This is a genomic window from Cryobacterium sp. RTC2.1 (genome assembly GCF_035018685.1).
GTDB classification, from domain to species: domain Bacteria; phylum Actinomycetota; class Actinomycetes; order Actinomycetales; family Microbacteriaceae; genus Cryobacterium; species Cryobacterium glucosi.
The window spans coordinates 1-9570 of record NZ_JASJXJ010000150.1 but is presented as its reverse complement, the minus strand read 5'-3'; the positions used below and the strand labels follow the sequence as shown (position 1 = coordinate 9570).

The following is a 9570-nucleotide window of genomic DNA, read 5'->3' as shown; positions in this document are numbered from 1 at the left end:
GGGGGGGGGGGGGCGCGGCCCCAGGGTCCGCTGGGAAGGTGGTGAAGATGAACCGTGAGCGCGCGAGAGGCCGGGTAGCATCTCAACGCCATCGGCTGCCGAACCGATGTGGACGTTCTGTGTGCTGGAGGAGGGCGAATGCCGGAAGACGATGAGCCAGCGGGCGGGACCCCTCGCCGGCGCGCACTCCTGATCAGTCTCCTCGCGATCGGCCTGACGGTTCTGGCCGTGCTGACGATCGTGGTGTCGACCGCTCCGCGACCCGGCCAGAGCACAGCTCCCCCCTCGGCCAGCCGGTCCCCCGGCACTCCGACACCCAGCGGGAGCCCCGCACCATCCGTGACCCCCGCGCCGTCCGCGAGCGCGGCCCCGACGGCTCCCACGGTCGGGGCGTACCCCTGGCACACCGGGATCGTCTCGACGACGTTCTGGGTCGGCGAGATCTTCGACCCGAACGCCGCGGACGGCAGCCAGGTCTATTCGACGTATGACTCGGGGTGGATGGCGAGCTATGGCGGTTGCGACGGCGTCCGCACGGCGGACGACTGCCAGACCGAGGTGCGGACGGCGGCCAACGACTACTTCCCGACCCAGCTGGCTCCGAAGGAGAACCCGTTCTACCTCGATCTCCCGTTCGACGACCTCAACGACGCCCAGGCGTTCGCGACCCGCGAGAAGGTCGTGCCGTGGGCCGGCCAGTCTGCGTACGCGGGCTCGGCGGGCGATGACACCGTGAGCCTGATGAAGAACAGGTGGGTCCGCATCCGCTCGAACGGCCAGACCTGTTACGGCCAGATCGAGGACGCCGGGCCCGGCCAGTACCACGATGCCGCATATGTGTTCGGTGCGGACGATGCCCGGCCGGCCAACAAGAAGTTCAACGGAGCAGGCATGGACGTCTCCCCGGCCCTGAACGGCTGCCTGCGATTCAGCGACATCAACGGGGAGAACGACACGGTCGACTGGCAGTTCGTCGAGGCGGCCGACGTCCCGCCGGGGCCCTGGACGAAGATCGTCACCACGAGCGGAGTGCGCCCGTAGCACGCGACCCGCGACCCGCGACCGGCGACCGGCTACAGCTTGAGCGAGGCGATCAGGTCTGGAGCGTGGTTGGTGGTGAGGATCACGCGCGAGAAGTCCTCGTCGATGAGGTCGATCACGACGGCCTGGCGGCGGCGCTTGATCGCGAGGAAGTCCTTGCCCCCGTGGAACTTCCAGGTGCCGACCGCGAGCACGAGTGGAACCTCGAGGCCGGGGGCGCGGATCCCGCGGATCCAGATCCACGGGTCGTCCGTGATCGTCACCGAGCGGATGTTGTCCCGTGCGACGACGATGTCCTCGCGGCGGAAGGCGAGCGTCTTCTCGGCCTTCGTCAGGTGTACCTCGAGCCGATCGGGATGAACGCGCAAGGAAGCCATAGGCCTAGTCTGCCCCGTTCGGCCGGTATTCCCGCTGTCGAAACCTCACAATGCAGTAACGCGGAACTGTGCGCTCCGTCAGTCGGGCACGACGGCCGCCGCTGCCGCCTTCGCCGCCGCGGGCAACGCGTCGAGAATCCACTCGATCGCCTGCTCGTCGTGGGCCGCAGAGACGAACCAGGCCTCGAACACCGACGGCGGCAGTGACACCCCGGCGTCGAGCATCGCGTGGAAGAACGGGCCGTACCGGAAGGCCTCCTGGCGCTGCACGGCGGCGTAGTCCCGTGGGGGGTGCGCTGCGGCATCCGCCCCGAACGCGAAGCTGAACAGGTTGCCCGCCCGCTGCACGCTGTGCGCGACACCCTCTGCTGAGAAGGCGGCGGAGACCGCGTTCGAGAGCAGCAGCGCGGTCGCATCGAGCCGCGGATAGACGGTGTCGTCGAGGGCGCGCAGGGTCGCGATGCCCGCTGCGACGGCGACCGGGTTCCCGGACAGGGTTCCGGCCTGGTAGACCGGGCCTGCGGGGGCGAGGTAGTCCATGACGTCGGCACGTCCGCCGAGGGCCGCGACGGGCAGGCCGCCACCGATGACCTTGCCGAACGTGAAGAGGTCGGGGCTGTACGGCTTCGCGGGGGTCTCTCCCGCGTTGTCGAGGCCCCAGTACCCGGCCGGCCCGACCCGGAAGCCGGTGAGCACCTCGTCGATGATGAGCAGCGCACCGTAGGAGTGCGCGAGCTCGGTCAGGGCTGCGTTGAAGCCGGGGTCTGGCGCGACCACGCCCATGTTCGCGGCGGCGGCCTCGGTGATGACGGCGGCGATCCTCCCCGGGTGGGCTTCGAACGCGGCGCGCACGGCCTCGAGGTCGTTGTACGGGAGCACGAGGGTCTGCGCCGCAGTCGCAGCGGTCACACCGGCGGAACCGGGCAGGGCGAGGGTCGCGAGCCCGGAGCCGGCCTGGGCCAGGAGTCCGTCGGAGTGGCCGTGGTAGTGGCCGGCGAACTTGATCAGGAGCTCGCGACCGGTGAAGCCGCGGGCGAGGCGAATGGCGGTCATCGTCGCCTCCGTGCCCGTCGAGACGAGGCGAAGCTTGTCGACGGCCGAGACGCGGCCCTCGATCAGCTCGGCGAGTTCGGTCTCGCCCGGAGTGGACGCACCGAACGACAAGCCGAGTGCTGCAGCGGCCTGGACCGCGTGGACGACCTCGGGGTGCGCGTGGCCGAGGATCGCGGGCCCCCAGGAGCTGACGAGGTCGACGTAGTCGCGGCCGTCTGAGTCGGTGACGTAGGCTCCTGAGGCCTTCACGAGGAACAGCGGGGTGCCGCCGACCGAGCGGAAGGCCCGGACCGGCGAGTTCACGCCGCCGGGGATGGCGCGCTGGGCGCGGGCGAACAGCTCGTCGTTGCGGGTCATCACGGGCGGTTTCCTTCGGTAAGCCAGGCGGCGAGTTCGACGGCCCAGTATGTGAGCACGGCGTCTGCGCCTGCCCGGCGGATGCTGAGCACCGATTCCTCGATCGAACGGCGGCGGTCGATCCAGCCCTGGGCGGCGGCCGCCTCGATCATCGCGTACTCACCGGACACCTGGTATGCCCAGACCGGGACATCACTCACGGCCGCGACGTCTGCGAGCACATCGAGGTAGCTGCCTGCCGGCTTGACCATCACGACGTCCGCGCCCTGTTCGATGTCGAGCAGGGCCTCGCGCACGCCCTCCCTGCGGTTGGCCGGGTCGAGCTGGTAGCTGCGCCGGTCGCCCGTGAGCGTCGACTGCACGGCCTCGCGGAAGGGGCCGTAGAACGCGGAGGCGTACTTCGCCGAATATGCGAGGACGGCGGTGTCCTGGAATCCCGAACCGTCGAGGGCCTCGCGAACGGAGGCGACCTGGCCGTCCATCATGCCGCTGAGCCCGAGCAGCCGGGAACCGGAGGCCGCCTGGATCAGTGCCATCTCGTTGTACCGCTCGAGGGTCGCGTCGTTGTCGACACTGCCGTCGAGCGCGAGCACCCCGCAGTGGCCGTGGTCGGTGAATTCGTCGAGGCACAGGTCGGTCTGCACGACGAGCGCGTCGCCGACCTCGTCTGCGATGGCCCGGGTCGCGACATTGAGGATCCCGAGCGGGTCGGTCGCGCCGGAGCCGATGGCGTCGCGCACATCCGGCACTCCGAAGAGCATCACGCCGCCGATACCTGCTGCGGCGGCCTCGGCTGCGGCCCGGCGCGCACTGTCGATCGAGTGCTGCACCACGCCGGGCATGGAGGTGATGTCCACCGACTCCCGCCCTTCGCGGACGAACATCGGCAACACGAGTTCGGCGGGGTGGATGCGGGTCTCACGGGCGAGCCGGCGGAGCGAGGAACTCGAACGCATCCGTCGAGGCCGAATAACTGGAGTAATCACCCATCCACCCTACCCACGCCAGACGAGACACCACTCGAGCCGCCGCGAAAGCGGGTGAATCGTCGTTCACGCGCGCCCAAACCGACGATTCACCCGCTTTCGCGGGAGGGCGGGAAGGTTGAGGCGCTAGCGGAGTTCGGCGAAGTGCGAGAGGGCCTCGATGAGCGCCTCGGCGCTGGGGGCTTCCGCAACGAGGTCGACGCGGAGTCCGAGGGCCGCGGCGTCCTTGGCGGTGCGCGGACCGATGCAGGCGACGAGGGTCGTCTCGGGGACAGGTCCGAACTGCTCCTGCACCTGTTCTGCGACGCTCCCCGAGGTGACCAGGAGCGCTTGCACCTTGCCGGCCGCGACATCCGCAACGACCCGCGGGTCCACGGGAACGCCGATCGTGCGATAGGCGACGACGGACTCGACCTCGTGGCCGATCCGGCGCAGACCCTCGGTGAGCAGGGGCTTGGCGATCTCGGAGCGCAGGGTGAGGATGCGCAGGGGCACGACACCCTGGGTGGCGGCTTCCCACTCGGCGAGCAGGCCACGGGCGGAGTTGTCCTCGGCGGGGACGAGATCGACGCGATAGCCGGCGGCGATGAGAGCCGCCGCGGTGGTCTCGCCGACGGCGGCGATCCGGGTGCCGGGAGCCACGACGGCGCGGTGCGAGGAGAGCACATCGACGGTCGTCGCGCTCGTGATCGTCATCCAGTCGAAGTCACCGTCCGCGAGGCGTGCGAGCGCCGCGTCGAGCGCGGGGGCGTTGTCGGTCGCGGCGAAGTTGATCATCGGGGCCACGATCGGCTGCGCACCGCGGGAGCGGAGGTCCGCGGCGACGTGGTCACCCCACGGGCCGCCGCGCGGGACGAGGACCCGCCAGCCGGCAAGCGGCTTGGTGGGATTGGAGAGGGTCTTGTAGCGCCAGGTCATTTCTTAAGAAGTCACCTTCATGGGGGCAAAATCGGCAGCCCCGCCTTGGATCAGATCACGGGCCACACGCTCGGAGACGTCCTGGGCGGCCTCGACCAGGTGGGTGACGGAATGTGAATCGGGCGTCGCGGCGTGCGAACTCACGATACTTCGGGCACCATCAGGACTGTACACCGTGGCAGTCAGGAACAACAGGCCGTCGTCGATCGCCGCCATCGCGCCGATCGGGGCCGCGCAGCCGGCCTCGAGTCGCGCGAGCACGAGACGCTCCGCGGTCGTGGTGGCCTGGCTCGTCGCATGGTTGATCGCGGCGAGCGCGGTTCCGAGCGGGCGATCAAGCCTGCCCTCCCGCACCTCGATCGCGAGGGAACCCTGGCCGGGCGCGGTCGGCCAGTCGGAGAGCTCGAGGTACTCGCCCTCGACCGCGCTCAGGAGGCCGAGCCTGCTGAGGCCGGCCACGGCGAGCACAACGGCGTCGAGGTCGCCTGCGGCGACCCTGCCGAGCCGGGTGTCCACGTTGCCGCGGATGTCGACGACGTGCAGGTCCGGCCGGGCCTTCAGAAGCTGGGCGACCCGGCGCGGGGAACCGGTGCCGACCCTGGCGCCCTCCGGAAGGGTCTCGAGGGTCAGTCCGTCCCGGGCGCAGAGCACGTCGCGGGCGTCGGCGCGGCGCGGCGTTGCGCCGACGACGAGGCCGGGGTACAGCGCGGTCGGCAGGTCCTTGAAGGAGTGCACGATCGCGTCGCAGTCGCCGTTCAGCAGGGACTCGCGGAGGGCGCTCGCGAACACGCCCGTCCCGCCGAGGCCGGACAGGGGTTCCTTCGAGGTGTCGCCGTGGGTCGTGATCACGACGAGCTCGACCTCGGTGCCCGCTGCTGCTGCGATCCGGTTGGCGACCGCCTGGGTCTGGGCGAGGGCGAGGGCGCTCCCCCGGGTGCCGATCCTGATCGTGCTCACGGCGCGATCCCGGCGAGAGCTGGCTTGAAGCCGAGGCGCACGTTCTCGCAGCAGCCCGGCCGGCAGACGTCGTACCAGGGTCCGAGCGGGGTCATCGCGGGGCGTTCGGCTGCCGGCGTGTCCTCGAGGCGCTCGACCACGAGGTCGATCAGCCCGCTCACGTATGCAGGGTCGACCCCGGGCGTGGGTACGCGCACCGAGAACAGTCCCTGCTCGTGCGCGGTCTCCGTCGCCTCGTTGTCGAGGTCCCACATGACCTCCATGTGGTCGCTCACGAAACCGAGCGGCACGATCACGACGGCACGGATGCCCCTGGCCGGGAGCAGCCGGATGGCGTCGTTGATGTCTGGCTCGAGCCATGGCATGCTCGGCGGCCCGCTCCGGGACTGGAAGACGAGCTGCCACGGGGTCTCGCTCGCCGCGGCATCCGCTGCGGCGACAGCAGTCATCACCGTGTGCGCGACGGCGAGGTGCTGGGCCTCGTATGCGCCGCCCTCACCGAAGCCGCGCTCGGCAGGTCCGCTCTTCGCGGCGTCCGTCGACGGGATCGAGTGCGTCGAGAACAGGACCTCCACCTCGGTGGCGAGGTCGATGCCCGGGATCTGGGCGGCGACATCCGCGAGGCCCTTGCTCACGCCGGCGATGAAGGGGGTGACGAAGCCGGGGTGGTCGAAGAACTGGCGAACCTTGTCGATGTGCACCACGCCGGTCAGGCCCGTGACCTCGAGCGCGGCCGCGAGGTCTTCACGGTACTGGCGGCAGCCGGAGTACGAACTGTATGCGCTTGTGACGATCGCGAGCAGGCGGTCCTGGCCGTTGGCGTGCGCCTCAGCGACGACGTCGCGGAGGTAGGGGTCCCAGTTGCGGTTGCCCCAGAGCACGGGGATGTCGATGCCGCGGCGGTCGAGTTCTGCTTCGAGTGCGGCGCGGAGCACGCGGTTCTGGGCGTTGATCGGGCTGATGCCGCCGAAGTGGCGGTAGTGCGTCGCGACCTCTTCGAGGCGTTCCTCCGGGATGCCGCGGCCGCCCGTGACGTTGCGGAGGAAGGGGATCACGTCGGCCTGCCCCTCGGGTCCTCCGAAGCCGGCCAGGAGGATGGCGTCGTACGCGCTCACTACTGGAGCACCTCGACGAGTTCCGCGGTGGAGATGCGGCGCCCGGTGTAGAACGGGACCTCTTCGCGCACGTGGCGGCGGGCCTCGGTGTTGCGGAGCTCGCGCATGAGGTCGACGAGCTCGGTGAGCTCGTCGCTCTCGATCGGGAGGAGCCATTCGTAGTCGCCGAGGGCAAAGGCGGAGACGGTGTTCGCGATCGCACCGCGGAAGGCGGCACCCTTGCGGCCGTGGTCAGCGAGCATGGCGCTGCGCTCGGCCTCGGGGAGCAGGTACCACTCGTAGCTGCGGACGAACGGGTAGACGGTCAGCCAGGCCTTCGGTTCGACGCCGCGGAGGAAGCCGGGCACGTGGCTCTTGTTGAATTCGGCGTCGCGGTGCACGCCCATCGCGTTCCAGGTCGGCAGCAGGCTCTTGAGGAGCCGGCTGCGGCGCAGCTCCCGGTTCGCCCACTGCAGGGTCTCAGCCTCGGGGGCGTGGGTCCAGATCATCAGGTCGGCATCGGCGCGGAGGCCGGACACGTCGTAGAAGCCGCGGACGGTGACGCCCTCCGCCTCGACGAGTTCGACGATGTCGTCGAGCTCGAGGACCGCGTGCGGTACGTCGCGGCCGTCGAGGTCGTCCGGGTTCGTCGGGTCCTTGCGAAGCACCGCGAAAAGGGTGAAGCCCTGGGGCGATGCCGCACCCGTTGCGTCACCGGTGAGGGTGTCGGCGTCGGGGGCGGGGTGGGAAGAGGTTACTGCCTCTCCGGCAGCCGGCTGAGTCATGAGTACAGTCTCTACTTTTTTGTGACCAGAGCCAAAAGACTCAGCTGGCGCCCGGCTGGGCACGCCCGTCCGGCCGGCCTCAGTCGTCGAGGACGGCCCTGAGCGCGAACCAGACCGCGGCTCCGACCGCGAGGGCGCTGCCGAGGGCGACCCCGAGCAGTGCCGTGGGGTTCTCCTCGCCGAGCTTGTGCAGGCGGCGCCGGGCGAGGCGTTCCTGGTCACGCATCCGCTTCGGGACGTTGAGCTTGTACTCGATAGCGTCGAGGGTCAGCGCGAGCTGGGCGCGCGCGGCTGTCGCCTCGGCGCGCAACGCGTGCGTGGACTTCGACGGAGTCGCTGCAGCACCGGTCGTTTTGTCCTGTTCAGTGCTCATAGTCTCCGACTCCCTTGATCGCGTCTGCGTCCCGGCGGATGCTTGCCGCGAGGCCGTCCGGGTCGGCGCGCGTACCGGCCTTCACCCGGTTGACGCCGATCAGCACGAGGATCGCGGCAATGAGGAGCAGGGCGACCGCGACGATGAGCGTCGCGAGCCAGAGCGGCAGCACGAGCGCGAGGGCGATCACGGCGAGCGCGACGAAGACGATGACCGCGAGGAATGCGAACACGCCGGCCACGACGAAGAGGCCGATGCCGACGCCGATGTTCTTCGCCTTGCCCGCCATCTCGGATTTGAAGGCCTCGATCTCGGCGTGGATGAGCGCGGCGATCTGCCCGGGCAGCTCGGAGACGAGGGTGATCAGGGTCTTGCGCGGGCGCGGGCCGAACCCTGCTGCGCGGGCGCTGTCGGTCTGGGTTCCGGTCGCGGCCGGCGATCCGGTCACAGTGAGGGTGCTTCCGATGTGGGCGCGCCCGGGTCGGGGGTGCCGTGGCCAGGGGTCGCCGTAGGGGTGGCCGACGGTGCTGACGCTGCCGGGCGTTTCGTGGGCCAGGACGTGCCGTACCGGGGGCCTGGGCCCGCGGCATCCGTGGCCTTCGCGGTCTTGTCCGTGAGGGTTCCGACGAGCTTCTTGCCGGCGTTGATGAGCGCGGCAGGCACGTCGCCGACCCGCTCGAGGGCGAAGTCGCGGACCTCGGTCACGCGGCGCTGCACGGGGTCGGCGTTCCAGATGCTCTCGGCAGAGGCCACGATCTGGTCGTAGCGCTTACGTCCGGCACGGGAGCCCAGGACGTAACCGACGAGTCCACCGGTGATAAAAAGAAGCTTTCCCCGCATCTGTCACTCCATTCTTCGTCGTTCACGTACGTCTCAGAGTATCCCGCCTGCGGAAACGGTGGAGGGCAAACTGCCGGACTACTGGGGAGAACGGCTCAGAGAACCAGCGCATCGCGACGGGTCCGGCCGGCGGTCGCGAGGGCATCGGGGATGACGGAGGCGAGCCCGGTTCCGGAGAGCCAGGCCCCGGTGACCTCGAGCCCTTCGAGGGCCGCGACGGCCCGACGCACCTGGTCGACGCGGTCGCGGGCGCCGACGGTCGCCGGCGAGAGGGCGTCGCCCCACCGGGTGCGGTCGAAGCCGAGCACCTGGTCCGCGGAGAGCGGGGTACCGAGGATGGCGGAGGCATCCGCGAGGGCGAGGGAGAGGAGTTCGTCGTCGGTGAGGCGGGCGCTCGGGCTCTTCTGCCCCGCGCGGCCGTAGGACAACCGGAGCACGTGCACGCCGGGACCCGCGGTCTCGGCGACCCAGTCCCATTTCGCGGTGACGTGGGTCAGTGCCTTTGCGGTGATGCCGGGTGCGCCGGCGGCGACGAGGGCCCCGGTGCCGCGCGGATGCGCGTCGAGCTCAGGGGCGGCGAGCACGAGGGTGGCGAGTTCGATCGGGGTCGGTTTCGGCCAGTGCAGGGCGCCGAGCGCCTTCTGCTGAGGTCCGAGCGGCGCGATGAGGGCGAGGGCCTGGGCGCCGGGCGTCGCGAGGATGACGAACCGCGCCGACAGGGTCTCCGGCAGGGTCTCTGGCAGGTCGCCGGATTCGCGCCCCCCTGGCGCGGCGGTCGCTTCGGGGGTA

Annotated in this window: 12 protein-coding genes; 1 reads left to right on the top strand and 11 read right to left on the bottom strand. The window is 70.3% G+C overall.

The annotated features are described in order from the left end of the window. The first annotated feature begins 138 nt into the window (after nt 1-138). On the top strand, nt 139-1041 hold the full coding sequence (locus tag QN357_RS15530) for a hypothetical protein (RefSeq protein WP_174775140.1): 903 nt from the start codon (nt 139-141) through the stop codon (nt 1039-1041). A 32-nt stretch (nt 1042-1073) separates the two neighbouring features. On the opposite strand, the gene QN357_RS15525 is transcribed toward QN357_RS15530, so the two are convergent. The 11 genes from QN357_RS15525 to QN357_RS15475 form a co-directional block, all read right to left on the bottom strand. Further along, nucleotides 1074-1418: a hypothetical protein gene (locus tag QN357_RS15525; protein ID WP_134449197.1), complete on the bottom strand. Its 345-nt coding sequence runs from the start codon at nt 1416-1418 to the stop codon at nt 1074-1076. A gap of 78 nt (nt 1419-1496) precedes the next feature. After that, on the bottom strand, nt 1497-2828 hold the full coding sequence (gene hemL, locus QN357_RS15520) for a glutamate-1-semialdehyde 2,1-aminomutase (protein WP_134560702.1): 1332 nt from the start codon (nt 2826-2828) through the stop codon (nt 1497-1499). After that, nucleotides 2828-3811 carry a porphobilinogen synthase gene (hemB, locus tag QN357_RS15515; protein WP_416347623.1) on the bottom strand — a complete coding sequence of 328 codons (984 nt, stop codon included), beginning with the start codon at nt 3809-3811 and terminating at the stop codon, nt 2828-2830. Before hemB ends, hemL begins: the two co-directional genes overlap by 1 nt. A gap of 129 nt (nt 3812-3940) precedes the next feature. After that, nucleotides 3941-4732: a uroporphyrinogen-III synthase gene (locus QN357_RS15510; RefSeq protein WP_134449199.1), complete on the bottom strand. Its 792-nt coding sequence runs from the start codon at nt 4730-4732 to the stop codon at nt 3941-3943. Nucleotides 4733-4735: 3 nt separating this feature from the next. After that, on the bottom strand, nt 4736-5689 hold the full coding sequence (hemC, locus tag QN357_RS15505) for a hydroxymethylbilane synthase (protein ID WP_323505154.1): 954 nt from the start codon (nt 5687-5689) through the stop codon (nt 4736-4738). After that, complete coding sequence (locus QN357_RS15500) at nt 5686-6804, bottom strand: ferrochelatase (protein WP_134449201.1); 1119 nt, start codon at nt 6802-6804, stop codon at nt 5686-5688. The genes hemC and QN357_RS15500 overlap by 4 nt, the downstream gene beginning before the upstream one ends. Further along, a complete protein-coding gene (gene hemQ, locus QN357_RS15495) occupies nt 6804-7568 on the bottom strand; it encodes a hydrogen peroxide-dependent heme synthase (RefSeq protein WP_134449202.1) in 765 nt (254 codons plus the stop codon). Before hemQ ends, QN357_RS15500 begins: the two co-directional genes overlap by 1 nt. A gap of 79 nt (nt 7569-7647) precedes the next feature. Then, nucleotides 7648-7941, bottom strand: a complete 294-nt coding sequence (locus QN357_RS15490; RefSeq protein WP_134449203.1) for a DUF3618 domain-containing protein — start codon at nt 7939-7941, stop codon at nt 7648-7650. Beyond that, nucleotides 7931-8389: a phage holin family protein gene (locus tag QN357_RS15485; RefSeq protein ID WP_322136922.1), complete on the bottom strand. Its 459-nt coding sequence runs from the start codon at nt 8387-8389 to the stop codon at nt 7931-7933. Before QN357_RS15485 ends, QN357_RS15490 begins: the two co-directional genes overlap by 11 nt. Further along, a complete protein-coding gene (locus QN357_RS15480) occupies nt 8386-8781 on the bottom strand; it encodes a YtxH domain-containing protein (RefSeq protein WP_323505153.1) in 396 nt (131 codons plus the stop codon). The genes QN357_RS15485 and QN357_RS15480 overlap by 4 nt, the downstream gene beginning before the upstream one ends. Nucleotides 8782-8876: 95 nt before the next feature. Further along, a partial coding sequence (locus QN357_RS15475) for a protoporphyrinogen/coproporphyrinogen oxidase (RefSeq protein ID WP_416347622.1) occupies nt 8877-9570 on the bottom strand: 694 nt, incomplete at its 5' end.